This is a genomic window from Streptomyces sp. NPDC002463 (genome assembly GCF_042889835.1).
GTDB classification, from domain to species: Bacteria; Actinomycetota; Actinomycetes; order Streptomycetales; family Streptomycetaceae; genus Streptomyces; species Streptomyces nymphaeiformis.
The window spans coordinates 19946-42878 of sequence record NZ_JBIARL010000006.1 but is presented as its reverse complement, the minus strand read 5'-3'; the positions used below and the strand labels follow the sequence as shown (position 1 = coordinate 42878).

The window sequence follows — 22933 nt, the reverse complement described above, 5'->3', positions numbered from 1 at the left end:
GGGGGTGGTTCACCGGGGGCCAGTGGGGCGCAGTGCGGCACGGTCGGCGCGGACGCGCGGGGCCACGGCCCGAAGCTGGCGGCCGTTCCCTGTTCACCTGCGAAGACGGAGGTTCGTCCACCCATGACCCACACACTTCTCAGACCCGCGGTACGGCGCCGCAGACCGGGCGGGAGGGCCGCGGCACCGGTCGCGCTCGGGCTCGCGCTCGTCCTCGCCCTGCCCGGCACGGCCTTCGCGGCCCCCGGCGACCTCGATCCGGCCTTCGGGGACGGAGGCCGGGTGACGACCCCCATCACCGACTCCGCGGAGGGCCACGACGTCGCACGGCAGGCCGACGGCAAGCTGGTCGTGGTGGGCGCGAGCCAGGGCGGCTTCGCGCTCGCCCGCTACAACACCGACGGCAGCCTCGACACCACCTTCAGTGGCGGCACGGTGACCAGCGACTTCGGCGGCGGCTCCCACTCGGCCAACGCCGTGGCGATCCAGCCCTCCGACGGCAAGATCGTCGTGGCGGGCACCACCGAGGTGGTCGCGGAGGAGGGCGGAGGCTGCTGCTTCTTCTCCCTGGCCCGCTACAACACCGACGGCAGCCTGGACACGGGCTTCGGCACCGGTGGCCTGGTGCGCGTCGACGAGTTCGGCGGCTCGGCGGACGGCTCCGACGTCGCCGTACAGCCCGACGGCAAGATCATCGCCGCGGGCAAGGGCGCCGGCGGCGGTTTCGCCCTCGTCCGCGTCGACACCAACGGGCACCTCGACCCCGGCCTCGGCGGCGACGGGGCCGTGGTCGCGGGCTTCACGCCCACCTCCCCGCAGGATGCCGGCGGCATCGCCCGGAGCCTGGCCCTCTACCCCGGCGGCAAGATCGTCTCCGTCGGCTACGTGGGCAACACCGCCTTCGACATCGGTGTGGCCCGCTACAACAGCAACGGCACCCTCGACACCACCTTCAGCGGCGACGGCATGGCCACCGCCGACTTCGGAGGCACCGAGTTCGGCAACGCCGCCGCGGTGCAGCCCGACGGCAAGATCCTCGCCGCGGGCTCCGGCGGCTCCGGCTACGCCCTGCTCCGCTACAACGCCGACGGCACCCCCGACGCCGGATTCGGCACGGGCGGGCGCACCTCGGTCGCCTTCCCGGGCGACGGCGGCCTCGCGTACGCGATGGCGCTCCAGCAGGACGGCAGGATCGTGCTCGCCGGCCGGGCCGACGACCCCAGCAGCTCCGAGGCCAACGACTTCGGCCTGGTCCGCTTCCAGACGAACGGCACCGTCGACACGGGCTTCGGCCACAACGGCTTCGTGGTCACCGGCTTCAACGACTTCGACGAGGCCCGCGGGGTACTCGTCCAGCCGGACGGCAAGATCGTCGCGGCCGGCTACGGAGCGGGCTTCCAGTTCGCCCTCGCCCGCTACGAGGGAGGCGGCACGCCCCCGCCCCCGCCGTACGCCGACCTGTCGGTGACCAAGTCCGGTACGACCACCGTGAGCATCGGCGACCGTGCCACGTACACGGTGACCGTCACCAACGCCGCGTCCTCCACCGCCACCGCGACCGGCGTCACGCTGACCGACACGCTCTCCGGCGCCGGCGGGACACTCATCTCGGCGGTCCCCTCGCAGGGCACCTGCACCACCACCGCCACGACCGCCAACTGCGCCCTCGGCTCCCTCGCCCCCGGCGCGAGCGCGACGGTCACGGTGACGGCCGAACCCCGCGCCACCGGCACCCTCACGGACACGGCCGGCGTCAGCGCCACCCAGCCGGACCCGGTGACCACCGGCAACACGGCCACCGCCACCACCACGGTCAACAACGCCCGCGGCTGCACCGTCATCGGCACCAGCGGCGCCGACACCCTGAACGGCGGCTACGCCAACGACGTCATCTGCGGCCTCGGCGGCAACGACACCATCCGTGCCGGTTACGGCAACGACACCGTCTACGGCAACTTCGGCAACGACAACCTCGACGGCGGCTTCGGCGACGACACCATGAACGGCGGCCCGGGCAACGACACCCTGACCGGCTACTACGGCAACGACCGCCTCACCACCACCGACGGGACCTCCGGCAACGACACCGCCAACGGCGGTCCCGGCACCGACACCTGCACCACCGACCCGGGCGACACCCGCATCAGCTGCCCCTGACCCCTTCCTCCTCCCGACGAGTGCCGTCGGCGCCGTGCGCGCCGACGGCACTCCCGCGTCCGTACGGCTGTGCTCAGGAGACGGACCTGCCGAAGAACTCCAGCTCGGCGATGGCCACCTGCTTGCGCGGGTCGGCGCGCCAGGCCGTGCGGAGGACCAGCTGGACCGACAGGGCGTCCCGGACGCGCACGTCGACGCGCTGGGTCCCGCCGTCGTCGATGCGGTGGTGCGAGACGTGGAGTTCGCCCGCGGCGTCCTTCACCACGAGGTCGAAGGTCTGCGGGGTGGCCTGCCCGTCCGCCTGGGTCGTGTTCTTCGAACTGCCGGGGGTGATGAGCACGCTGAGCAGATCGGTCGGCTCGGCGAAACGCGCCTCCAGGTACTGGCCCGCCGAGTCGCCCGCGTACCCCGTGCCCCACCAGGTGTTCGAGTAGCCGTCGCCCGCCAGCTTCGGGTCCTGCTTCGGCGCGGAATGCGAGGCCAGCCAGGCGACCGGGTGCACCGGGACGCGCGTGGCGAAGTGGTCCTGCACCGCGCGGGCGGCCGGCGGGCCGCCGAAGACGCCGCCGACCACCACGGCCACGACCGCCGCGGCGACCAGCGCCCGGACGAGCACGCGGCTCCGGTCGCGGGCGAGACCGGGCCGTCGGCCGGCGTACGGGCCCTCGGCCGTGGAGAGTTGCTCCGGGACCATGGGGGTCGCGCAGAAACGGCAGAAGTGACGGCCCGGCGTATTGGCCAGCGAGCAGGCCGGGCACGGGGTGCCGCCCTCGACGGGGGCGGGCGCCGCGGCGGCCCGCACCGCCGGACGCGCCGCCTCCGGACGCGCGGGGAGCACGGGAGCGGCGACGGCCGGCTCCACGGGCCGGGATTCGGGGACCGGAACGAGGAGGGAGCGCGCGACGGTGTCCGAGGGCCGGCCGGTGGCCGGGGCGGCCGGGGCGGGCGGGGTCATCTGCGCATCCGGAGCCGTCGCGGCCGCCGGTGCGGTCGGTTCGCCCGGTGCGGTGGGTGTCGTCGATGCCGTCGGGCGTCCGGGCGCCGGCTCTTCGGGCGCCGGCCTCACGGAGCCGGGTTCCTCGGGCTCCGGCTCCCCGGACCCCGTCCTCGCCTCCGGTACGGGCACGGGCGCCTCGGCGGACGCAGGTACGGCGGGCAGCGGGGCGGTCACCTCCTCCGACCCGGCAGGGGAACCGGCCTCCGGCGCGGACCCGGCAGGCGCGGCGGAGGTCTCCGGCGCCTCGCCGGACGCCCCGGCCGGTTCCGGCGCACGGCCCGGTCCAGGGGCGGACCGCTCCGCGGGCCGCGCCGCTCCGGCCGGGGTGTCCCAGCGCAGGAACGCTCCGCAACTGTCGCAGAACGACTGGTCCGCCGTCCGCACCGGGCTCGCGCAGTCCGGGCAGGGACGGGACTGGGGCGCGTCACTCATGGGGGTCATGCTCCTTCTGCTGTACGGGAAGTGGTCACCGCGACGGTGAACGGCAGGTGCGCCGGGCGGGCCGCGGCCACGACCGCCCGCAGCCGGTGCGGATCGACCGAGGCGGGATCGGCGACCCGCAGGACGACGTGCAGACCGGCCACGGGCGCCCCGGGGAACGGGCCGAGCGGGCGGGCGGACCAGCTCGCGCCGCCGCTCTCGGTGATCTCCGGGGCGACCCCGAAGGCGAGCCGCACCGCCGCAGCGAGCCCCTGCCGGGTGCCCCGGACCCGGTGCAGCGCCACGGCCGAGGCGACCGCGTGGCGGCGCAGCGGCAGCGGCTCGCTGCCGTCCAGCTCCGCGCCCACCCAGGTCGCCAGGTAGTCCACGAAGTCGGCGGGGGCCAGAGAAGGCGTGAAGTACGCCTCCAGCGAGTCGAGGACGTTGAACAGGGGAGCGAGGACGACGTCCAGGCCGGAGACGAACCGCTGCCCGAAGTCGTCCTCCGCGTAGACGGCGGGCAGCGCCGCCCCCAGCGGGTACGGGGTCGCGAGGCCCGGGACCGTACCCCGTGAGGAGCCGGTCACCGCGCCTCGATCACACGGACGCGGTGGTCGAACGGGAACAGCAGCGCGGACGGCGCCAGTTCGATCCGGTCCGTCGCCTCACCCCGCCGGCCGGTCAGCGGATCCGCCGGGTGCAGCAGCACCTCGTCCACCAGCTCCACGCCCGGCACCCGCTGGAGCGCCGCGAAGACCTCCCCGGCGCGCAGCGGGCGCCCGAACGGCCAGCCCTCGCCGTGCGCGCCGCCGGTCAGCGGGTCCAGGTACGCGTACAGCGTGTCGAGCGCCTCGGCGCGCACCCGTTCCGCCTCGGCCGCCCGGAACGAGTGCAGCGTCGCGACCACCGTCACGCCCTGGTAGAACGGCGGGCCGACGGCGAGCCGTGTGCCCAGGGGCCGCCGCTCGTCGAGGAAACCCGTGACCCGGGAGAGGAGTTCGTCGCCGGGGACGAGCTGCTCGAAGCGCAGCCGCCCGCCCCGGTCCGGCACCGCCTGCGGCACCACCAGGACGCGGACCGCGTTGTCGCCCGCCTCGGCCGCGTCCGCCGCCAGGCAGGAGATCCGCGCGGCCTCGGGTGCGGCCCGCCGGGCCAGCTCCTCGTAGTCGCGGGCGGTGACGGCCCGTTCCTGCGCGCGCAGGGTCACGGGCGCGCGGGACTTGGCCTCCTCGACGGTCTCCCCGTCCACCCCGCCCCGCGCCGCCTCGCGGTTCTCGACGCGCGCGATGTACGGGATGGAGCTGCGAAGCACGGTGATCGTGGAGCGGGCCACGTTCCCCGCCCGGCCGCCGCCGGTGCCGTACCGGACCGCGCGGATCGCCGCGCCCTTCGGCGGTACGGCACCGAACTGCCGCAGCGTGCCGTCCGGTTGGCGTACGGACGGGCCGAAGGCGATCTCGCCGGTCGTCGCGTCCAGGGTGTAGTGCCGGTCGCCGGGGCGCGAGGAGGCGAAGTCGCGGACGGGGGTCCACTCCTGCCAGCCCGCCTCCGGGTCCTCCTCGTCCCCGCCGGCGTCCGCCCGCTCGGCGACCTGGAGGAGCAGCGGCGGCCGGTCCACGACCGGGGCGTGCGCGAGCCGGACCCGCTGGCCCGGGACGCCCTCGGACTCGCCCAGACGCTCGTCCCGCACGGCCTCGGCGTGCGCCGCCCGCACCGTACCGCCGATGGTGAACGCCGCCGCCGCCCGTACGGTCGGCGACTCGCTGTACGACGGCAGACCCTCGACCGGCTCCACGACCCGGCAGCGCACCCAGCCCGCCTCGTGCCCGCCGAGCCGCGAGACCGCGTGCCCGGACGGCATGTGCAGCACCACCTCGCCCGGCCGGTTGAGCCCGCCCGTGGAGTCCTCGTCGACCTCGCACGCGACCCAGCCCTCCGCCGCCGACCAGGCCTCCCACAGCAGCGGAGGGCGGCGCGGGTCCACGCCGACGCCGTCCACCCGGCTGTCCAGGTCGAGGACGAGCACACAGTCCGGCACGGCCGCCGAGAGCCCGAGCAGCAGCGCGTCGCCGACGCGCGGCAGCGGGGAGAAGGCCGGGACGTCCTCCCCGCCCACGATGTCCTGCGACCGGTCCTCGGGCGTTCCCCCGGCCTCCTGCCGCAGCAGCCGGGTCAACTCGCAGGGCACGACGGTCAGATCGGCCGTCGTCGCGAAGACGACCGCCTCCTCCGTCTCCGTACGCCCCGTGGACACCTCCGTACCGGTGGGCAGCAGCACCGGCTCGGGCTGCGGCGCGGAGAGCCGGAAGGTGATGTCGGCGTGGGCGGCGGCGGGCGGGAAGAGCGTCACGCCGAGCAGGTCGAGGAAGGCCAGGTGGTTCTTCTCCGGGACCCGGTTGAGCCGGTAGACGAGCTGGTCCGCCATGTGCGCGACGGCCTCGACCAGGGTGACGCCCGGATCGGACACGTTGTGGTCGGTCCACTCGGGGCACGCCTGCTGGATGTAGCGCTTGGCGTCGTCGACGAACTGCTGAAAGCGGCGGTCGTCGAGATGGGGTGCGGGCAGGGCCATGGCGGCTCTTTCAGTCCTCGGAGGGGATGACGTAGAAGGGGAAGACGAGGTTGCGCGGGTTGTTCGCGCCGCGCACCCGGTAGCGGATGTCGATGTACAGGGTGGTCGGCTCCCCGGGCGCGGGGGCGACCGTGACGTCCTCCACCTCGATCCGCGGCTCCCAGCGGTCGAGCGAGGACATCACCTCGTACCGGACCCGGCCCATCGTCGCGTCGTTGACCGGGGCGAACACCAGCTCGTGGACGGCACAGCCGAATTCGGGCCGCATCGGCCGCTCGCCCGGCGCCGTCGCAAGCACCAGGCGCATCGACTCCTCGATCTCGCGGTCGCGCCGGACCAGGGCGATGGAGCCGCTCGGCCCGGTGCGCAGGGGAAAGCCCCAGCCCGCACCGACGAAGTGCTCACTCATGGCCTCCTCCTTCTGCTCAGAACGGCAGGTTCGCCGCGACGGGGTTGGGCATCGGGACGGTCGACGTCACGAACGCCGGCGCGTTGACGACGGCCTGGGTCAGCGCGGAGACCTTGAACTTCGCCCCGGCCTTGATGTCCACGCCGAGCCCCGCGTTCAGCCGGATCCGACCCGTCGCCGAGAGCGTCAGATCGGTCCCCGACTCCACCGTGACCCCCCGGGCCCCGCTGATCGTGACCGTGCCGTCGCTGTCGATGGTCAGCGTCGTGCGGGCCTCGTTCAGCTCGACGCTCAGCCCGCCCTTCGACGTCCGCAGCCGGATGCCGTGCGAGGCGCGCGTCCGGCCGCCCTCCTCGCGCAGCTCCACGGTGTGCCCGGTGCGCGAGGTCAGCGCACGCCACTGCACCCGGCCGCTCGTCGGATCGACGGGCGCGACCCGGTCCGTGGCCGGGGTGTGCCGGTCGACGCCGTTGTACAACCCCGCCAGAACGTACGGATGTTCTAGAGAGCCCCGGTCGAAGGCGCACAGCACCTCGTCGTCCACCTCGGGCAGCACGAGACCCCCGCCGCCGCGCCCACCGAGCTGGGCGACCCGGCACCAGCCGCTCTCGTACGTCGCCGACAGCCACGGGAAGCGCAGCCTGACCCGGCCGAGCGACAGCGGATCCTTGGTGTTGGTGACCAGCGCGACCGCGACGCCCGGCATGGGCGGCGCCGGCTCCCCGCCGCCCGAGGCCGTCCCGTACAGCGACCGGAACTGCCGCCCCGAAACGGTCAGCCACGTGGTGAACTGCCGCCCCGACGCGAAGACATGACGCACCCCGGTCGCGGTGTAACGCCCCTCGAACGGGAACCCCGCGCCCTTCACGGCCACCGGTTGCCCCGGCTTCAGCGACGGATTGCCGGTGACGGCGACCTCCACCTCCGCGAACGAACCGGTGACGTCGTCGGCGAGCGCGGCCGCCGCCTGCGTCACCTCCGCCTGCGTCGTGAACGGCGTCCCGGTGGCGGTGAGTTCGGCCGCGCCGAACGGCGCCGACAGCTGCGCCGGAGTGATGTCCGAGACGATGTCCCGACTTGCCACGGCGGGCGTCGGCGAGGACAGCGCCTGCTTCGTACGGGGATCCCAGCCCCGCACGTCCACCCTCCCCACCTGCCCGGCGGCCGTCACCGACACCCGGCTGTGCAGCGTGTTCGCGCCGAAGTCCAGGACGTACGGGCTGGCCGCGGCCGGCGTGGTGTCGGCGGGCGCAGAGGAGGCCGGCGGCAGCGCTGCGAAGCCGAGCCGGCCCGCCGCGTCGACCGAGAGCCGGACGTCGTTCTCCCGGGCCAGCCGGGACAGGAAGTCCCAGTCCGTGATGTTGGGCTGGGTGGCCAACTCGTAGACCGTGGGCGTCGCCTCGACCTTCCCGAGCGGGATGCGGTTGAGCGCGGCGAGCTTCCGGACGATGTCGGACGCCGTCATGTTCGGGTAGCCCTCGACCCGACGGTTGCGCAGCAGCCGGTGCCCCGGGTCGTAGCCCCGCAGGATCAGATAGCGCCCGTGCCCCGGCGCCGCGTCCACCTCCACGGCGGTCACCTCACCGGTCAGCATGGGCTCGCCGAGACGCCCGTCGGTGAACGGGGACAGCACCGCCATCGCCCCCACCTTCAGATAGGGGAACTTCTCGGTGAGCGTCCCGTCCTTGTCGCTGAAGGTCAGCTGGAACGCGGACGGGACGTTGACACTGGCGTCCACCCAGCCCTCCGTCAGCCGGACCGCCAGCGGGTCCGGGAGCGGCGTGCCGTCGAGCTGCACGTGGAGGACGGTGGTGAAGGTCTTCTCGCTCATGAGGCGCCCTCGGTCTCCGGCATGTCGGTGGTGGACGGGAGCAGCAGTTCCGTGCCCGGGCGCAACCGCATCGGATCGTCGATGCCGTTCGCCTCCGCGATGACCCGCCAGCGCGTCGCGTCGCCGTACTCCCGCCAGGCCAGCGAGGCGAGCGAGTCCCCGGCGACCGTGCGGTGCGCCTTGCGGGCCGACAGCGCGCCGGACGTCGGGTTCTGCTTCTTGGTCGCGGTGGCGACCTCGGTGAGCGAGAGGGAACAGGTGGCGCGGATCGGGATGCCACTCGGACTGAAGAGGGTGTACGTCGCGGCTACAGAAGTCACGTACGCGACGAACCGCACCGTCGAGAACGACCCCCACGAGAACTCCACCCACGGCGGCGACGGCGCCTTCGCGCCGATGCTCTGCTGGGTCACCTCGCAGCAGGACAGCAGGAGCTCCACCTGCTGCAGCACGTCGTTCGACGACGGATCGTCCGACCGGTCCAGGAACACCTCCAGCTGGAGCCGGGCGGGCTCGCTGCCGGTGAACTTCGGCGGCGCGCCACGGGTGTACGCGACGGCCGGCTCGGTGTGCCAGTTCGCCGACCGGCTCAGCTCCAACTGGTCCGGGTTGAACTGGAACTTCACCTCGCCGATCCGCCCGCCCATCGAGCCGCCGAGGTCCGTCGGCGGCTGATGGACGGCGAGCGAGGCACGCGACAGTCCCCGGGCCGCCAGAGCGCCCATGATCCCGGCCATCTCAGGCGCCCCCCGCGTCGGTGAAACCGTGGTGCGCGATCTCAAGGGTCTCGGTGGCGACGGCCGGACTGGCCGGGTCCAGCGTCGGCCCCGTCCACCGCACCGGCAGCACCTCGACGAGCCCCCACTGCGCGACCGTCGAGCCGTCCGCGCGCAGCGCCGCGATCTGCGCCGTCGGGCGCGTGATGCCCGTCGCGAGCGACGAGATCCAGGCGGCGACCTTCGCCGTGTCCGGGGTGAGGGGACGGGTGAGGCGGATGGTGGAGAAGGTCACCCGGGTGGGGAGCTGCCACACGAAGCCGTTGTTTCCGCCCTCCCGGCGCTGCTCCACCTCCACCTCGGAGGACAGGCCGTCGCAGCCGTTGAACAGGCCGAGGTCCTGGCCGTCGATCGTGAGCTTGAAGAAGACGGTGGATGCGGGGTCCAGCTGCGTGGGCATGGGCGGGTCTCTCGGTAGACGGATCGGGGGTGCTTGCTAGTGGCCGTGGTCGCGGAGCCGGCCCACCCGCTCGCGGTCGGCACGGAGCTCGGCGCGCAGCAGACGCGAGAGGGGCGTGACGAGACGCCGGGCCAACTCGTCCAGATGCGTGGGCGATTCGGGTGCGGGAGCCGTCTCGGTGGTGGGCTGCCGCGCGGGCGGTGAGACGGTCGCGGTACGGGCGACCGTGGCGGTGCGGGGGTCGGGTCGGGGTGGGGCAGCGGCGGCGGTCGGCTGGATCGGGACGGGAGGTGCCGGCGCGGGAGCGGGCGGCGCGGGAGCGGGGCTGCTCTGGCGCTGCACGACCACCGGCCGGGCGGTCGGCCGCGCCACGGCCGGCGAGGCGAGGGGCACGACGGAACGCTGGACGGCGGTGCCGGCGGGCGGTGGGGCCGGGCGGGAGAGGGGGGCGGTCGCCGGGGGAGGGGCCGGGCGTGAGAGCGGGACGGTTGCCGGGGGAGGCGTGCCGGCGGGCGCGCTCGCAGTCCCCGGGACGCTCGGAGCGAGCGGCCGGGTGGTGGCGAGCGGGCGGGCGGAACGCCGCTGGACGGCGGGTGCGGTGGCGCGGGGGAGGTCGGTGACGGTGACGACCGGGAGAGGGGCGGCCCGTACCGGAGCGGCCGGGGCCACGGGCGGTTCGACCGGGTGGGGCGTTGCGGTGGTGGCTGGGGGCTGGGAGGGCGCTGGGGTGGGGCGAACGGGTGTCGGTGCCGGTGCCGGTGCCGGTGCCGGTGCCGGGGCCGGGGTGGCGGGGGGCGGAGTGACCGGCGCCCCGATCGGGGACCTGCGTGGTGCGGGTTTGGTCCGAGGCGTGGGCGAGTCGGTGAGGGAGCGCTGGACGGGCGCGCCGAGGCCCGGCCGGACCGGAGGTGTTGCGGGGGCGCGGTGCGGCTCGGACGCCCGGGGGGTCGGAGCGACCGGGTTCCCGGGGTGTGCCGGGGGGAGGGACGCGGTGGTGGGTGCGGGGTTCGTTCGGGGTGAGGGGGTGGCAGGAGTGCCCGGGGTGGCCGGGGCGGCGGGACCGTTTGGGGCGACCTTGGCGGGCGGGGCTGCGGGAGCACCCGGGTGCGAGGGAGCGGCCTGGACGGCCGGAGCGGCTGGAATCGCTGGAGTCGCCGGGGATGCCGGAGCGATTGGGGTTGCAGGTGCCGCCGGGGATGCCGAAGGGGCTGGGGTCACCGCCTTGGCCGGGGGTGCCGGAGCGGCCGGGGCTGCCGAGGTCGCCGGCGCGGCCGGGGTCGACTGGGCCGGCGACGGTGTGGTCGTCGCCGTGCTCCAGTCGGCCCCCGGCGCGCGACGCGAACGCCGTACGGGAGGACGGCGCTGCACCGGAGTGTCGGGCGTGCCGACGGGAGTCCCGGGCCCGGTGGGGGAACCAGGGCCCGGGACGTTCTGGGGCCGCCCGGGGCGCGAGGCCTCCGGCGCGGCGTTGTCGGGTGCGACGACCATGGGTGTCGCACCGGCAGGGGTGGTGGGAGCGGGTGCCGCGGACGGCTTCGCGGCACCGGCCGGAGCCAGGCGGCGCGGAGGCTGTACGGGCCGGGCGGAGACCAGCGGCGAGCGTCGCGCGGGTGCGGGCCGGACGGGCCCGGAGGGCGTGGCACCCGCAGCAGGCGTCGCCGCGCGCGGGGTGTCGACGGCCTCGCGCCGGGAAGGCGCGGCAGACCGGACCGGGGCGGTCGCGGCGGCACGCTGAACCGCCTGGGGACGGGACACGGGCGGGGTGCTGCCGCTCTGCTGCGGGGCGGCCGAGTGGCCGCGAACCGGGGCGGTCGCTTCACCCCGCACCGAAGAAGCAGCCGCGTCGCTCCGTACGGGGGCGGATGCGTCAGCCCGTGCCGGTGAAGCCGCGTTGCCCCGTGCCGGGGCGGACGCCGCGCGCTGTACCGGGGCCGCTTTCTGATGCGGTGCGGGAGCCGTGCCGCCCTCGGCCGGGCCGGCGGCCCTTCTGTGTGCCGGGGTGGACGCGGGACCCTTTACCGGGGCCGCAGCCGCACCCGGTGCGGGAGCCGTGCCGCCCTCGGTCGGGCCGGCGGCCCCACCCCGTGCCCGGACGGACGCCTGGTCCCGTACCGGAGTCGTGCGGCCCTCGGTCTGGCCGGCCGCCCTACTCCGGGCCGGAGCCGACGAGTTGCCTCGCCCTGGCGTGGAGGCCTCCCGCTGAGCGGGCGCGGTCGCCTGACCCCGTACGGGAATCGCCGTTTCGCCCCGAGCCGGAGAAGTGGAGCCACCGGTCGCGGCGCCCCGTTCCGGAGCCGCCGCCCGACCCCGTACGGGAGCCGTCCCCTCACCCCGTACCCGCGCGGGCCCAGTGGCGGCCGAGACCCCGGCGACTCCATCAGTCCGAACCCCGGCCGCAGCCGTCTCGTTCCGGCCCCGTCGGGACGTCTGCCCGCTCCGTCCGGCACGGGCCTCGGGTGCGCGCTGGATCGGCGACGAGGCGGCACCGGCCGCAGGCTGTCCCGCCACCGGCAGTCGCAGGCCCGGGAGTTCCGGGGCCGGGGTGCCGGACGGCGGGCGGACGGGGCGTACCGCGTCGAGGAGTACGCCTCCGGGCGCGTCCGGGACCGCGCCGTGGCCGAGGTCGGTCTGGAAGGAGGGGTTCCATTGGGTGGCGAGCGACGCGGCGAAGCCGTGCGACGCGATGGTGCGGGGAGTCCCGTCGAGGACGCGCTGCACGGGCGGCAGCCCGAGCCACGCGTCCCCCGGCGCCGTCGCGGGCGCTGCGGACTCCGTGACCGGCTCCGTCACGGACTGTGCCCCGGACGACCTCCGCGCCCGCCACTTCTCGAACATGCCCATCCTCTCCAACCTCCTTTCCCCGTACCGCTCTTACGCCTGCGACCGCTCCACCAGCGAGGCCACCTGTGCCACGTACCTGCGCCGGTCCGCGTGTTCCAGGTCGAGGATGTCGTCCATGCCCCAGTGGAAGTGGAAGGCGAGGTACGCGGTCTCCTCCTCGATCCGGTCGGCCGCGTACGTCACGATTCCCCCAGGCGGCTCCCGGCCAGCTCGACCTCGAAGGACTCCTCGCAGTGCGGGCAGGCGACGGCGGCCCTGGTGTGGCCCTCCGCGTTGATCTGCCGGTAGAAGTCCTGGAGGAACGCCAGGTCGGAGGCGAACATGTTCTCCACCGTCCCGTCGTGGACCGACGGGAGCGTGCCGAGCCGGGTGATGACCCGGCCGAGCAGCACCACGGACAGGTAGGCCGGGTTCTCGCGGACCCGGATGTCCCGCAGCGGCAGCAGCTCGTCCCGGGCCGTGGCCAGCCGCATCGCCCCGTGCCGGTGCACGGTGCCCGCCTCGTCGACGAATCCGCGCGGCAGCTCGAACTCGAACTCGGTGCGCAGCGGCTCCTGTTGGCGGTCCGACTGCGCCGCCCCCGCCGATCCTTCGCGTCGCATCAGCCGAGCGTCAGCTCTTCGAAGGTGATGGTGACCTGCTCGGTCAGGGCGGCCGCGTCACCGGCCTTGGTGGAGCTCAGCTCGACCTTGGTGCACCAGGCGTTGCGGAGGTTGTACCGCTTCACCTCGGTCAGCTGGTAGTCGAGGAAGATGATGGACGCGTCCTTGCGGGCCGAGCCCATGTCGCCGGCGATGGAGGCGGAGATCCACTCGGTGAAGGCGGCGGACTGCGTGGCGCCGCGGGTCACCGTGCACTCGCCGGCCTTCTTCACGCCGGGAAGCTTCTTGATGATGGGCTTGCCGTCCGCCGAGACCTGCTGGAACTCGATGACGTCCTGCTCCATCGTGAGGCCGCTGATCTCCTGCAGGGTCTCGACCATGACGCCGTCGATCTGCAGGCCGAAATTGTGGGTGGTGAGGGCGTCACCGGTGTCGAGGGACATGCGGGTCACTCCTGTTCATGAGGGGTGGGAAGGGGTACGGGCGGGGCTGGGCAGGGCGGGGACTACTCCTCCAGCTCGCCGCCGCCGCCCTGGAACTGCGAGAGCCGGAAGACCACGAACTCCGCCGGCTTCACGGGCGCGATGCCGATCTCGCAGACCACCCGGCCGAGGTCCACCGACTCCGGCGGGTTGGTCTCCGCGTCGCACTTCACGTAGAAGGCGTCCTCGGCGCGCTGGCCGAACAGGGCGCCCTGGCGCCACTCGTTGACCAGGAACGCGGAGATGTTGCGGCGGATACGGGCCCACAGCGACTGGTCGTTGGGCTCGAAGACCACCCACTGCGTCCCGACGAGGATCGACTCCTCGAGGTAGTTGAAGTAGCGGCGGACGTTCAGGTACCGCCAGGCCGGGTCGGAGGCCAGCGTCCGCGCGCCCCACACCCGGATGCCACGGCCCGGGAAGGCGCGGATGCAGTTGACGCCGATCGGATTGAGCAGGTCCTGCTCGCCGCGCGTGATCTGGAGCTCCAGGTCGACCGCGCCGCGCACGATCTCGTTGGCGGGCGCCTTGTGGACACCGCGCTCGGCGTCGTTGCGGGCCCAGACGCCGGCCATGTGACCCGACGGCGGCACCGTACGGGTCTGGCCGCCGGCCGGGTCGAACGACTTGATCCACGGGTAGTAGAGCGCCGCGTACCGGGAGTCGTAACCGGCGGTCTCCTGACGCCACTTGCGGATGTCCCGGGCGTTCATCCCCGGCGGCGGGTCCAGGATCGCCATCCGGTCGCCCATCAGCTCGCAGTGCGCGATCAGGCCGAGCTGGACGGCCTTGACCTGCTCCAGGTCGATGAGCCCCTGCTGGTAGGCGGCCATCAGGTCCGGCACGGCGACCATGTTGATCTCGTCGAAGGCCTCGAGACCGCCGAAGCCGGTGCGGTCGGCGGAGTCGCCGATGAACTGCCCGGACTCCATGGCGGCGGGAGCATCGGCGCGTACCGCGACCGGGGCGGGGGCCTGCGCGGGCGGAGCGAGGGTGATGGTCTGCGCGTCGGGCCTGGCGAGCTGCCCGCCGGCCACGGCCTCCTCCAGGACGATGGTCTTGGAGCGCTGCTTGACCTGCGCGACGACGTAGTTGCGAGCGCTCTTCTTCGCGGAGGCGTCGAAGCTCTCGACGACCTTCTCGCCGTCCTTGACGACCAGCTTGAACCGCTCGGCCTCGCCCTCGACGTCCTGCACCTCGACGGTGAGAGCCCCGCCCGCCTCGGACCCGGCGGCGATGGCCGCGACCCGGAAGGTGCCGAGTGCGACGGCCTCACCGGCGACGAGCTCGCGCGGCGCGGCGGCGGCCGCCCCGACGGGCTCCGTGGCGCCCTGGGAGTCCCCGCCGCCCACGCGCACCACGTACGCGGCGGTGCCGCCGTTGTTGAAGAAGCCGTACACGGAGTGGGCGAGGTAGTACCCGTCCGTGAAGTCACCGAACGACGCGACGTACTGCGACCAGTTGGTGACGAGCACCGGCTCGTTCAGCGGTCCGGCCGGCGACAGTCCGACGAAGGCGGCGACGGAGGTCCCGACGCCCTCGATGGGCCGGGAGCCACTGGCGACTTCCTCGACGTAGACGCCGGGGGACAGGTAGGTGGGCATGCGGAGACTGCTCCTTCGGAGAGGGTGGGGCGTGCGGGGGCGGTCAGGGGTTCCTGAGCGGGTGGACGGCGTCGCCGGACTTGTGCAGCGTGATCCCGAGGCCCCGCTGGATGTGCGTCTCGATGTCGGTGGCCGCGAGGGGGCCGGTCTTTCCGTCCTGCACGTTCTGGCTCTGGTTCACGGCCAGGTGTGCCGTCCCGCCGGTCGCGGCGAGCCGCGGCAGGTCCGCCGGCAGGGACTCCCGGGCAGGACGCGTGACCGGGCGGTCGCTCCGGTCCGCTCCCGGCTTGTCGCGGGGCGTCGACTCCATCATGCTCGCCCTCCCCTTCCCTCGTGGACCTCGGCCGAACGATGACGACTCTCGCCGAACCCCGGCCGGTCCGACCAGGGAAGAAGGGGCGCTCACGAGGGCAGCGGGGGATGCCCCAACGGTCACGATCTCCGGGCCGGACCTTCCCTCGCCGGTGCGGTCGCGGCTCTCGGAGCCGTACCGGCGGCCGGGTGCACCCAGGCCCCTTGACACCGGGCCCCGGCGTGCGAGGGTAGGGCCGGAGGCGCACCCCGCCCGTGTACCCGTCCCCCGTGCCGCACCGCCCCCCAAGGGCGTCGGGGCAGCTCGCGTTGCCCTCGCACCGGGACTTTCGGGCAGCCGTAGCCCACCCCCACCGCCCTACCCTGCGTCCATGACCATCTGGACCTCTCTGGACCCGGCCGATGTGACCATCGAGCCGGGGGCCCGGACCTCCGCCCGGCTACGGGTGCGCAACACCGGGGACACCGTCGAGGAGTACCGGCTCTCCCTCGTCGGCAAACCCTCGGGCTGGTCCCGGGTGGAGCCGGACGTCCTCCGCCTGTACCCGGGCAGCGAGGGGACCGCCGAGATCACCTTCGCCCCGCCCCGCTCCTCGGACGTGGAGGCCGGGCCCCTCGCGTACGGCGTCCGCGTCGACCCGAGGGAGAACGCCGGCGCCCGTGACGTGGTGGAGGGCCGGCTGACCGTCACGCCCTTCACCGAGACCCGGGCCGAGCTGCTGCCGCCCGCGCTCATCGGCCGTTTCCGCGGCCGGGCCCGGATCGCCGTCGACAACCTCGGCAACACCCCGCTGACCGCGTCCCTGATCGCCCGCGACGAGGCCAACCGGCTCACCTTCGACCTGCGGCCGAACGCCGTGCAGATCGCCCCCGGCCGCGCCGCCTTCGGGGAACTCACCGTGCGGCCGCAGGCCGTGCGCTGGACCGGCTCCGAGGAGTCGCACCGCTTCACCGTGGCCGTCCGCCGGGCGGGCGACGACACCGCGCTCGACCTGGAGGCCACCTACGACCAGCGGCCCGTCTTCGGGAACTGGCTCGTCGTGGCCGGCGGACTCCTCGTGACCGCCGCCATCGCCTTCGCCGTGCTCTGGTTCGGCTTCTCCCCGAAGATCGTCAGCGCCGCCAAGGAGATCCAGGCGACCGGCGCGCCCCGGCCCGCGCAGCAGGGCGGCGGGAGCGAGCTGCCCGCGGCGCCCCCGCCCGGCGCGAACGGCGGCCCCACGCCCGGCGGGAAGCCGCCCGGCGACCAGCCCCCGCCGCTCGACGGGACCCGCCCGCCGGCCGGCGGAGACGGCGGTACGGACGACGGCGCCGGCGGCGGCCCGGGCGGCGGGACGACCGGCGGCGGATCCGGCGGAGGCGCGCCCACCGACCCGGGACCGGGCTCCGGCGACGGCGGGAACCAGCAGCCCCCGCCCCCGCCCGCCCAGACGAAGACCCTTCCCCCCTGGGTCCAGGGCGACCCGAAGGACCTCGTCGTCGAGTACGCGCAGGAGCGCCTGGCCGCCATGGGCAACGCCTGCAAGCTCTCCGGAAGTTGGTCGCGAGGTGTGATCGACGGTGCGACCCGCGACTCGATCGCCTGCTACCAGCGCGCCGTCAGGAAGGACGCCGTCGAGAACGGCAAGAACTCCGGCGAGATCCTGAACAACGACGCGGAAGGCACGCTCGGCCGCGCCACCCTCACCTCCCTCTGGGTCCAGGGCATCACGCCCGACGAGGTGAAGCCGGGGAGCACCAGCATGGAGAACACCCAGCTGACGGCCGCCTTCTGGAACGCGTACAACCGGGAGTTCAGCGACCACGACCTCGACGTGGCGCGCACCAACGCCCAGTACGGCATCGACAACCTCCGCACGGGCAAGGTGACGGCCACCCGGAACGGCAGCAGCGTCCAGGACCACATCCGCCAGTACCAGGCGGCCGTCGGGCTCGAAGCCACCGGCACCGTCGACTGGCCGACCCTCCGCAAGATGCTCGGCGGCAGCGTGATGTGAGCCGGTGACGTGAACCGGCCGAGGGGGCCACCCGCACGGGTGGCCCCCTCGTTCACGTGGTCACGGCGCCCAGGGCGCTCCCGCGTCCGGGACCAGCCGCCCCGCCTTCCGGTACTCGCGCCGCGCCCCGGCCCGTACGTCCTCGCTGGTCACAGCCGTCCCGCGGGCCGCCGCCAGATAGCCGGCCGTCACCGCGGCCGAGCGGATCGCACCGCCCGCCAGCTCGAACTCCGCTGCACACCGCGCGAGTTCCTCGTCCAGACCCTCCGCCTTCGGCGTGCCCGCCAGGCAGGAACGCCACAGCGACAGGCGCTGCCCGGGGTCCGGGAACGGGAAGTCCACGACCAGGTCGAGACGGCGGGTGAACGCCTCGTCGATGTTGGCCCTGAGGTTCGTCGTGAGCACGGCGATCCCGTCGAACGCCTCCAGACGCTGGAGCAGATAGGCGCTCTCCAGGTTCGCGTACCGGTCGTGCGAGCTCTTCACCTCCGACCGCTTGCCGAAGACCGCGTCGGCCTCGTCGAAGAGGAGCACACAGTCCGTGCGGTCCACCTCGGCGAAGATCCGCTCCAGGTTCTTCTCCGTCTCGCCGACGTACTTGTCGACCACCGACGAGAGGTCCACCACGTAGAGATCCAGGCCCAGTTCGCCCGCGACGACCTCCGCGCCCAGCGTCTTGCCGGTGCCCGACTCCCCGGCGAACAGCGCGACGACACCGCGTCCGCGCCCGCCTCCCGTCCGCAGCCCCCACTCGCCGAGCACCCTGTCCCGGTCGCGGGCCCGGCCCGTCAGCTCGCGCAGCATTCCCAGCGGCTCCTCGGGGAGCACCAGATCGGCGAACCCCACGGCCGGCCGGATCCGCCGCGCATGGCTGTCGAGCAGCGGCGCCGAGACCAGCCGGGCGCCGCGCTGCAGCTGCGCCAGGGTCAGTGCCGTGCCCTCGAACGCGGCGAGCGCCCGCGCGGAACGCGCCGCCCGGCGCACCTGGTCTCCGCTGAGACGGTACGGGGCGGTCGCCGCGTCCAGGTCGAAGTCGACCTCCAGCGGGCCGAGTTCACGGTGCCAGAGGTCGCCCGGTCCCTCCGTTCCGCCCGGTGCGTCGAGCGCGATCAGCTCCGCGTGCGGTGCCCACCGGGGATCGGGTGCCTCGGTGCCGGCGAGGACGACCGTCGTCCCGGACGAGGCCAGCGCGCGCACGAGAGGCCCGGGCCGCTCAGGCAGCGGCTCGACGACCACGGCGGCGCCACGCAGCCGGGCCTCACGCAGCAGCGCCCGTGCCACCGCCTCGTCCACGCTCTCCGGCCGGTAGCGCAGCACGGGCCGCCCGGCGGCGCGCAGCGCGGCCACCACCCCGTCGGTCGCGCCCCCGGGGACACGCTCCCGCAGATGGACGGTGACGGGACCGGCGGCGACGACCCGCGCGCCGAGCGGGGAGGGGACTGTGATTCCGTCGTCGGAGGGACCCAGCAGCTCGACCTCGGCGGAGGACAGTTGCGCGTCGAGTCGCCCGTCGTCACCCAGGAGGTGCGCCACCACCCGCTCCGGCACGCGCAGCGCCCGGCCGGGCAGCGGGCGGTCCTCGTCCTCGACCTCCAGGAGGCCACCGGACCGCAGCGGCGCGGCCGGATGGAAGCGGTCGCGGGCGGCCGCGTCGAAGGGACCGGTGCCCACGAGGTCCAGAGCCAGCGCCACGGAGGCGCGGCGCCGGCCCACGTCGTCGTTGAGGTACCCGTACAACGCCTCGAAACCCCGGTCCACATCGGGCGCGAGCGCCGCGACGAGGATGCGCGCGTCGAGCGCGGTGAGCCCGAAGACCAGGGAGAGGGCGGTGAGGCGGCCGGTGTCGTCCGTGCGGGGAAGCGAGCTCCCGTCGTCCCCCGCCGGAGCGCCCACGCCCGGCAGCGGCACGCGGCCGTCCCCTGCCGGGACGCCCAGGTCCGGAACCGGGACGTCGTCCCCCTTCCGGGCGCCTGCGTCCGGAAACGGCACCCCGCCGTCCCGAGACGCCTCCGGCCCCGGCGCCGCCGCGATGCGGCGGGCCGTGTCCTCCGTGACGTACAGGCCGCGCAGCGGATCGCCCGCCGTGGGGTCCCCGGCGCTGCGGGCGTCCACCAGGGCGGCGACCCGGCCGCGCAGGGCGGCGAGCAGGCCGAGCATGCCGGCCGGGCCCGTGAGGTCGTTCCCGGTCACGCGCCACCTCCGACACGTCGCCGCATCCGGGGCCTGGAGTCCGCCGGTACGCCGTCGATGCCGCGCACCACGACCTCCGCGCCCTCGGTGACCGGTGGAGCCGCCTCGTACACCGGGGTGACCGGGAACGGAGTGGTGACCACGACGTCCAGCGAGGGCTTGAGCTCGCCGCCGAGCGCGGACCAGATGTCCGCGAGCGAGCGCGACTCCGCGGGCGGCACCGCGACGGAGAGCGGCAGGGACCTGGCGATCGGCCGTACGGACTCCGGCACCGCGTCTCCGTCCAGCACCTCGTGCGGCAGGAGCAGCGCCAGGGCGCCCGACAGGAGACGGTGCTCGTCCTCGGGCCGGGAGGTCCAGGCGGTCACCAGGTACGAGAGCCGGAACCAGCGCGGCGGCTGGCGCCTGCGCGTCACGATCCCGTCGGCGTCCCGCTCGGCCACCGCACCGCGCTCGCGCCGGGCCACGTCCTCGCGGATGTCGTACAGGTAGGCGTTGAGCGTGGGGGTGTTGCGGCGGGCCGCCCAGTCGCGGGTCGGGGCGTCGAAGGCGATCTCGCCCGTGACGGCGGGGGCGAGCAGCCGGCGCAGTGCCTCGTCTATCTCGTGGATCATCAGATGTAGCCTTCGCGGAGCGCGTACGCGACGGCATGCGCCCGGTTGGTGAGCTGGAGACGGGTCATGAGCGAGTGCAGGATGTTCTTGACGGTGCGCTCGGAATAGGCGAGCTTCTCGCTGATCTGCCGGGTGTCGAGCCCCTCGGCGAGCAGCCGCAGCACGTCCACCTCGCGCGGCGCCATCCCGAACAGCGGCACCGCCCCGCCGGTGCCCGTGCCCGCGGCCGTCGCCCGCTGGAGCCGCCCCACCTGGTTGAGCAGGCGGCTGACCAGGTCGGGCGGCAGTTCGCCCTCGCCGCGGGCCGCGCTGTGCACGGCGCTCAACAGCCTCTGCTCGGTGGCCTGGTGGCGCCAGATGATCGCCCGTACGCCGTACTCGACGACCGACAGGAGGTCGGGTTCGCGCAGCTCGCGGGCGACGAGGACGACACGCTGGTCGCGGCCGCGAAGGAGGCGCCGGAGCTCCGCGGTGGTGGGTTCGTCGATCCGGTCGGCGAGCATCACGGCGACCGCGGGGTCGCCCCGGATCCCGTCGTCGTGCTCGGGCACGAAGTCGATCGTCGGCTGGTGCCGTAGATGGCTGATGAGTCCGGCCCGGCTCAGCGGATCGGACGCGTGGACGGTCACCGTCACCCGTGTGGTGAGCACTCCCGCTACCTGCTCCTTCTCACGCGCCTCTCCCGTCCGGGCGTGGTCGGGCGCCCGGAGGCGACCGGCGCGGCGGCAGCGGCCTCCCGGCCGGTCACCGCCACGCACGGTGAGGCTCCCCGTGGTCTGCTGGTCCGTGACCGGTGCACCGGCCACGATGGTCTCGACCAGCTTCCCGCGCGGTGCTCACGTCTCGCTAACGCTCCGCTGCCGCGTTCACGAACCGCACGCCGGGGCCGTCCACAACGCTCTTCCCGTGTGGCGCCCGCCACTTGGGAGTCCCGCAGGGCGCCGACGGGCTCAGGTCGTGTTGAAGTACGGGAGGGGGCCGGCCGGCTGGCCGGCGGTGATGCGGCGGATCACCGCGATCGCCAGGATCGAGTCCAGGATGCCGATGCCGTGGTCGATCGGGTTGTGGTACTCGGTCTGGTGGAGCACCAGGAGGTGGACGGCGACCGAGAGCGGGCCGTCGCAGAGCCAGACGAACCACCAGGCGTTGATCAGCCAGGTGTCGCGGGGCCGGCCGCCGGCGCGCCGGATGTCCAGGGCGATGCGCCGGGGCAGCCACCACATGGCGAGCGGGATGATCCAGGCGCCGAGCGCGAAGCCCGGGGCGTACTTGTGGCTGCCGGGCGCGAGCACCTCGGCGTTGCAGCGGGCGCGGTGGAACCAGACCAGGAACGAGGCCCAGCAGGCGAGCTGGAGCACGCCGAGAAGGACGCTCCCGTCCTTCAGCCAGGGGGCGTCGGGGCCGGTCGCGATGACGTACGCCTCGGCGAGCGCCGAGGTCGCTATCAGGCACTGGACGACGAGGGCCGGTCCGGCGGGGTCGCGGAAGCGGTAGCGGGGCCCGTTCACGGCCGCCGGCCCCACGGGCACGTTGTACTGGTCCACTGGTTCGCCCCCGGAGTGCCTCCGCGCCGTGGGTGGCGGCGGTGATCACCGGCATCGTAGGTGCGCACCCTCGGGGTGTCCACAGGGTTGCGGCCGCGGGAGGAGAAGCCCTCCCCGCGGTGCCGTCACGGCTCGGTACGGACGCGCGCCTGCTCCCGTACCGCACGCGGCGACAGGCCGAACTCCGCCCGGAACACCCGGCTGAAGTGACTCGCCTCGCCGAGGCCGCGGCGCGCCGCGAGGACGTACGCGGGCAGATGCGCCAGACCGGGATCGACGAGGTCCGTGCGGATCCGCTCCAGACGGCGGCGCCGCACGTGATCGCTCACCGTCGCGCCCGACTCCCGGAAGAGCGCGTGCAGATGGCGTACGGAGATGTGGTGCGCCGCCGCGATCGTCCCCGGTGACAGGTCCTCCGCCAGGTGCTCGTCGACGTACGCGAGGATCCGGTCCATGACGCCCGCCGAACCCGACCCGGGCGCCGGCCCGGCGCCGCCCGTCTCGCGCAGCAGGGTGCGCAGGATGGCCGACACGTGCTCGCCCATGTCCCGGCGGGCCAGCGGGCCGAACCCGTGTGCCCGCTCGGCCAGCTCGCCGAGGACCGCCGAGAGAACCCGGCCGCTCGGCGAGCGCGGCAGCTCCGCGTTCGCGGTCACCGCACCCTCCGCCCTCGCCAGCTGCCCGGCCGTACCGGCGTCCAGGGCCAGGACGAAGTACCGGTGGGAGCCGACGAGTTCGAGCCGGAACGGCCGCGCGCCCGTGTAGAGCACGAAGTCGCCCGGCGCCAGCGCCGCCCGCCGCCCGTCCTGCTCCAGCTCGCCGCGCCCCGACACGAGGAGGCCGAGGAGATGGCCCGGCCGCGGCGCCGCGGGGGAGGGCCGGGGCATCACCCGTATCTCCTGGTCCCCGCTGATGTCGCAGCCGCTGAGCGCGCCGAACCGACTCGGCCGCATGTCGGCGGCGTACCCCTCGTCGCCCGCCCGGGCCCGGACCAGCACCGTGTCGGAGGCACCCGACGGGTCCGCCGACGCCGTGTCGAGATAGCCGAAGACCAGATTGCCGTCGTCCCGGCGCTCCACCGGCATGTCGTTCCCCCTCACGCACCCGCCCGCACCGGGGACACCCGGCCCGGCCCCCGCACCGGACGCACCCGGTGCAGCCCCGCACCGCACGCCCCGGTCGCGC

22 protein-coding genes are annotated in these 22933 nt (G+C 74.5%); 4 read left to right on the top strand and 18 right to left on the bottom strand.

The window, feature by feature from the left end:
* The first annotated feature begins 123 nt into the window (after nt 1-123).
* On the top strand, nt 124-2157 hold the full coding sequence (locus ACFYX3_RS14200) for a calcium-binding protein (RefSeq protein WP_389012491.1): 2034 nt from the start codon (nt 124-126) through the stop codon (nt 2155-2157).
* Between the two features lie 73 nt (nt 2158-2230).
* Here ACFYX3_RS14200 and ACFYX3_RS14195 read toward each other — a convergent pair whose 3' ends face one another.
* Nucleotides 2231-3112, bottom strand: a complete 882-nt coding sequence (locus tag ACFYX3_RS14195) for an NADase-type glycan-binding domain-containing protein (RefSeq protein WP_389012488.1) — start codon at nt 3110-3112, stop codon at nt 2231-2233.
* Between the two features lie 52 nt (nt 3113-3164).
* Between ACFYX3_RS14195 and ACFYX3_RS14190 the strand changes: the two genes are divergently transcribed.
* Nucleotides 3165-3635 carry a hypothetical protein gene (locus ACFYX3_RS14190; RefSeq protein WP_389012485.1) on the top strand — a complete coding sequence of 157 codons (471 nt, stop codon included), beginning with the start codon at nt 3165-3167 and terminating at the stop codon, nt 3633-3635.
* Here ACFYX3_RS14190 and ACFYX3_RS14185 read toward each other — a convergent pair.
* The 7 genes from ACFYX3_RS14185 to ACFYX3_RS14155 are packed head-to-tail and all read right to left on the bottom strand — an operon-like array spanning nt 3592 to nt 10231.
* Entirely contained in the window at nt 3592-4161 is a 570-nt protein-coding gene (locus ACFYX3_RS14185; RefSeq protein ID WP_116163152.1) for a phage tail protein, read from the bottom strand. The genes ACFYX3_RS14190 and ACFYX3_RS14185 overlap by 44 nt on opposite strands.
* The gene (locus ACFYX3_RS14180) at nt 4158-6146 is read right to left on the bottom strand and encodes a putative baseplate assembly protein (protein ID WP_376588125.1); all 1989 of its coding nucleotides are present in this window, start codon (nt 6144-6146) and stop codon (nt 4158-4160) included. The genes ACFYX3_RS14185 and ACFYX3_RS14180 overlap by 4 nt, the downstream gene beginning before the upstream one ends.
* Nucleotides 6147-6156: 10 nt before the next feature.
* Nucleotides 6157-6555, bottom strand: a complete 399-nt coding sequence (locus ACFYX3_RS14175; protein WP_376588127.1) for a GPW/gp25 family protein — start codon at nt 6553-6555, stop codon at nt 6157-6159.
* A gap of 16 nt (nt 6556-6571) precedes the next feature.
* On the bottom strand, nt 6572-8386 hold the full coding sequence (locus ACFYX3_RS14170) for a VgrG-related protein (RefSeq protein ID WP_389012481.1): 1815 nt from the start codon (nt 8384-8386) through the stop codon (nt 6572-6574).
* The gene (locus tag ACFYX3_RS14165) at nt 8383-9123 is read right to left on the bottom strand and encodes a LysM peptidoglycan-binding domain-containing protein (protein WP_376588131.1); all 741 of its coding nucleotides are present in this window, start codon (nt 9121-9123) and stop codon (nt 8383-8385) included. Before ACFYX3_RS14165 ends, ACFYX3_RS14170 begins: the two co-directional genes overlap by 4 nt.
* Before the next feature lies 1 nt (nt 9124).
* A complete protein-coding gene (locus ACFYX3_RS14160) occupies nt 9125-9562 on the bottom strand; it encodes a phage tail protein (RefSeq protein WP_189801457.1) in 438 nt (145 codons plus the stop codon).
* 36 nt (nt 9563-9598) lie between these two features.
* The gene (locus ACFYX3_RS14155; RefSeq protein WP_389012477.1) at nt 9599-10231 is read right to left on the bottom strand and encodes a hypothetical protein; all 633 of its coding nucleotides are present in this window, start codon (nt 10229-10231) and stop codon (nt 9599-9601) included.
* 553 nt (nt 10232-10784) lie between these two features.
* Between ACFYX3_RS14155 and ACFYX3_RS14150 the strand changes: the two genes are divergently transcribed.
* A complete protein-coding gene (locus tag ACFYX3_RS14150; RefSeq protein ID WP_389012474.1) occupies nt 10785-11297 on the top strand; it encodes a hypothetical protein in 513 nt (170 codons plus the stop codon).
* Between the two features lie 1136 nt (nt 11298-12433).
* On the opposite strand, the gene ACFYX3_RS14145 is transcribed toward ACFYX3_RS14150, so the two are convergent.
* From ACFYX3_RS14145 to ACFYX3_RS14125, 5 genes are all read right to left on the bottom strand, one after another.
* Nucleotides 12434-12586, bottom strand: coding sequence for a DUF6760 family protein (locus ACFYX3_RS14145; protein ID WP_167346856.1), 153 nt, complete (start codon nt 12584-12586; stop codon nt 12434-12436).
* On the bottom strand, nt 12583-13005 hold the full coding sequence (locus tag ACFYX3_RS14140) for a hypothetical protein (protein WP_116163167.1): 423 nt from the start codon (nt 13003-13005) through the stop codon (nt 12583-12585). Before ACFYX3_RS14140 ends, ACFYX3_RS14145 begins: the two co-directional genes overlap by 4 nt.
* On the bottom strand, nt 13005-13448 hold the full coding sequence (locus ACFYX3_RS14135) for a phage tail protein (protein ID WP_030693830.1): 444 nt from the start codon (nt 13446-13448) through the stop codon (nt 13005-13007). Before ACFYX3_RS14135 ends, ACFYX3_RS14140 begins: the two co-directional genes overlap by 1 nt.
* A gap of 62 nt (nt 13449-13510) precedes the next feature.
* On the bottom strand, nt 13511-15091 hold the full coding sequence (locus ACFYX3_RS14130; protein ID WP_389012469.1) for a phage tail sheath family protein: 1581 nt from the start codon (nt 15089-15091) through the stop codon (nt 13511-13513).
* A gap of 43 nt (nt 15092-15134) precedes the next feature.
* Entirely contained in the window at nt 15135-15404 is a 270-nt protein-coding gene (locus tag ACFYX3_RS14125) for a hypothetical protein (protein WP_389012466.1), read from the bottom strand.
* A 370-nt stretch (nt 15405-15774) separates the two neighbouring features.
* Here ACFYX3_RS14125 and ACFYX3_RS14120 point away from each other — a divergent pair, with 370 nt between their 5' ends.
* Nucleotides 15775-17400, top strand: coding sequence for a hydrolase (locus tag ACFYX3_RS14120; RefSeq protein ID WP_389012463.1), 1626 nt, complete (start codon nt 15775-15777; stop codon nt 17398-17400).
* Between the two features lie 60 nt (nt 17401-17460).
* Here ACFYX3_RS14120 and ACFYX3_RS14115 read toward each other — a convergent pair whose 3' ends face one another.
* The 5 genes from ACFYX3_RS14115 to ACFYX3_RS14095 all read right to left on the bottom strand — a co-directional run bounded on the left by ACFYX3_RS14115 (nt 17461) and on the right by ACFYX3_RS14095 (nt 22833).
* Nucleotides 17461-19557 (bottom strand): ATP-binding protein, encoded by a 2097-nt coding sequence (locus ACFYX3_RS14115; RefSeq protein WP_389013186.1) that lies wholly within the window; start codon nt 19555-19557, stop codon nt 17461-17463.
* Between the two features lie 29 nt (nt 19558-19586).
* Nucleotides 19587-20204 carry a DUF4255 domain-containing protein gene (locus ACFYX3_RS14110; protein ID WP_389012460.1) on the bottom strand — a complete coding sequence of 206 codons (618 nt, stop codon included), beginning with the start codon at nt 20202-20204 and terminating at the stop codon, nt 19587-19589.
* On the bottom strand, nt 20204-20854 hold the full coding sequence (locus tag ACFYX3_RS14105) for a LuxR C-terminal-related transcriptional regulator (protein WP_389012456.1): 651 nt from the start codon (nt 20852-20854) through the stop codon (nt 20204-20206). Before ACFYX3_RS14105 ends, ACFYX3_RS14110 begins: the two co-directional genes overlap by 1 nt.
* 300 nt (nt 20855-21154) lie before the next feature.
* Complete coding sequence (locus tag ACFYX3_RS14100; RefSeq protein WP_389012453.1) at nt 21155-21748, bottom strand: DUF4328 domain-containing protein; 594 nt, start codon at nt 21746-21748, stop codon at nt 21155-21157.
* Between the two features lie 125 nt (nt 21749-21873).
* A complete protein-coding gene (locus ACFYX3_RS14095) occupies nt 21874-22833 on the bottom strand; it encodes a helix-turn-helix domain-containing protein (RefSeq protein WP_389012450.1) in 960 nt (319 codons plus the stop codon).
* Nucleotides 22834-22933: the final 100 nt, after the last annotated feature.

Bases quoted from the DNA above. Each gene is read 5' to 3' on its own strand.
- ACFYX3_RS14135 (WP_030693830.1), bottom strand. From the start codon at position 13,448: ATGTCCCTCGACACCGGTGACGCCCTCACCACCCACAATTTCGGCCTG.
- ACFYX3_RS14095 (WP_389012450.1), bottom strand. From the start codon at position 22,833: ATGCCGGTGGAGCGCCGGGACGACGGCAATCTGGTCTTCGGCTATCTC.
- ACFYX3_RS14195 (WP_389012488.1), bottom strand. From the start codon at position 3,112: ATGACCCCGCCCGCCCCGGCCGCCCCGGCCACCGGCCGGCCCTCGGAC.
- ACFYX3_RS14130 (WP_389012469.1), bottom strand. From the start codon at position 15,091: ATGCCCACCTACCTGTCCCCCGGCGTCTACGTCGAGGAAGTCGCCAGT.
- ACFYX3_RS14160 (WP_189801457.1), bottom strand. From the start codon at position 9,562: ATGCCCACGCAGCTGGACCCCGCATCCACCGTCTTCTTCAAGCTCACG.
- ACFYX3_RS14165 (WP_376588131.1), bottom strand. From the start codon at position 9,123: ATGGCCGGGATCATGGGCGCTCTGGCGGCCCGGGGACTGTCGCGTGCC.
- ACFYX3_RS14170 (WP_389012481.1), bottom strand. From the start codon at position 8,386: ATGAGCGAGAAGACCTTCACCACCGTCCTCCACGTGCAGCTCGACGGC.
- ACFYX3_RS14125 (WP_389012466.1), bottom strand. From the start codon at position 15,404: ATGATGGAGTCGACGCCCCGCGACAAGCCGGGAGCGGACCGGAGCGAC.
- ACFYX3_RS14200 (WP_389012491.1), top strand. From the start codon at position 124: ATGACCCACACACTTCTCAGACCCGCGGTACGGCGCCGCAGACCGGGC.
- ACFYX3_RS14140 (WP_116163167.1), bottom strand. From the start codon at position 13,005: ATGCGACGCGAAGGATCGGCGGGGGCGGCGCAGTCGGACCGCCAACAG.
- ACFYX3_RS14115 (WP_389013186.1), bottom strand. From the start codon at position 19,557: ATGCTCGGCCTGCTCGCCGCCCTGCGCGGCCGGGTCGCCGCCCTGGTG.
- ACFYX3_RS14180 (WP_376588125.1), bottom strand. From the start codon at position 6,146: ATGGCCCTGCCCGCACCCCATCTCGACGACCGCCGCTTTCAGCAGTTC.
- ACFYX3_RS14110 (WP_389012460.1), bottom strand. From the start codon at position 20,204: ATGATCCACGAGATAGACGAGGCACTGCGCCGGCTGCTCGCCCCCGCC.
- ACFYX3_RS14175 (WP_376588127.1), bottom strand. From the start codon at position 6,555: ATGAGTGAGCACTTCGTCGGTGCGGGCTGGGGCTTTCCCCTGCGCACC.
- ACFYX3_RS14120 (WP_389012463.1), top strand. From the start codon at position 15,775: ATGACCATCTGGACCTCTCTGGACCCGGCCGATGTGACCATCGAGCCG.